At 46.0% G+C, this 1,314-nt stretch carries 1 protein-coding gene and 1 pseudogene; both read right to left on the bottom strand.

The features are described from left to right. A pseudogene (locus tag Q0236_RS02005) lies at window positions 1-197 on the bottom strand (hypothetical protein); the annotation flags it as partial. Between the two features lie 142 nt (window positions 198-339). Further along, window positions 340-1,275 (bottom strand): 16S rRNA (cytosine(1402)-N(4))-methyltransferase RsmH, encoded by a 936-nt coding sequence (gene rsmH / locus Q0236_RS02000; protein ID WP_297914443.1) that lies wholly within the window; start codon window positions 1,273-1,275, stop codon window positions 340-342. Between the last annotated feature and the right edge of the window lie 39 nt (window positions 1,276-1,314).

The raw sequence follows: 1,314 nt of genomic DNA, 5'->3' as shown, positions 1-1,314 counted from the left end.
ATTTCGTTGCGGATGTAGATCGCGGGCACCGTCAGCAAAAACGCAAATCCCACCAGCAGATACACGACCAGCAGCTGATAAAAAGTAAGATTTTTCTCTTTTTGATTTCCGGCGTCGTAGTTGCGTAAAAGCTCGTTTTGATCCTGCGTGAAGTTCGAAGGCACGCTAGTTTGAGCCAGGTATTCGTATCTATCCATTTTAAATTTCTCCATAAATTTAAACGCTTACGAGATGGGAATTCCGTCTCGTTTTATCTTTTAAAAATATCAAATTTCATAGAATTTTACCGAAAATTTTATGAAATTTAATGCACAAAATTTTACAAGCGCTCTCTTCAAATCATTTTAGCCTAAAAATTCTTAGCTTCGCACTCGCGGCTCGCGAATTTTGCGCTAGCTCCTGCGCATCCGCCGTTAGCGGGCTTTTGGTTAAAATTTTTCCCAAAGAATGATCTCCACCGCATTCGCAACGCATCACGCCGCTTGGGCAGATACAGCTGCGCTCCCACTGCTTAAAGCGCGTCTTTACGATGCGATCTTCAAGCGAATGAAATGAGATTATAGCGACATTTGCATTAGTTAAGATTAAATCGCGCGATTTTTGCTCGATGAGATCAAGCAGGCCTTTTAGCTCGCCAAGCTCGTTATTTACCTCGATGCGAATCGCTTGAAACGCTAGCGCGGCGAGGCTGATACTACGCCCTTTGGCGGGCTTTGTTCCGATCAAATTTGCCAAAGCTTTAGCGCTTGTTAGCGGTGCGTTAGCCCGCGCAGCAGCTATTTTGGAGGCGATTGCGTTAGCATTTGTTAGCTCGGCGTATTCGCGAAAAATGCGCGCGAGTTCAGCTTGCGAATAGCGGTTTACGACGTATGCCGCATCCAGCGCCGCGCCCGCGTCCATTCGCATATCCAGCGCGTCGCTTTTAGTGGAAAAGCCGCGGCAGTTTTTATTTAGCTGAAGCGACGAAACGCCGATATCTGCTAGAATTCCGCGAACTGCGCGGAGTTTTTGCTCGGGCAAAATTTTTAAAATTTCGCTAAATTTAGCCTTATGAATCTCTACGCGGTCATTAAATTTACTAAGCCGCTCGCGCGAAAATTCTATCGCTTCGGCGTCTCTGTCGCAGGCGATGAGTTTAAGGCGTGGATTAGCGGTCAAAATGCCCTCGCTGTGCCCTCCGTAGCCTAGCGTCCAGTCTAAAACATAGCCATCTTCTAGCCCGGCAAAAGCTGCGATCGTCTGCGAAAAAAGAACGGGAATATGTGGAACTTGCACCTGAATTTATCCTTTTGAAATTTCTAATCCTATATAATA

The organism is uncultured Campylobacter sp., assembly GCF_938031315.1.
GTDB lineage: Bacteria > Campylobacterota > Campylobacteria > Campylobacterales > Campylobacteraceae > Campylobacter_B.
This window is presented reverse-complemented; position numbering and strand designations above follow the sequence as displayed.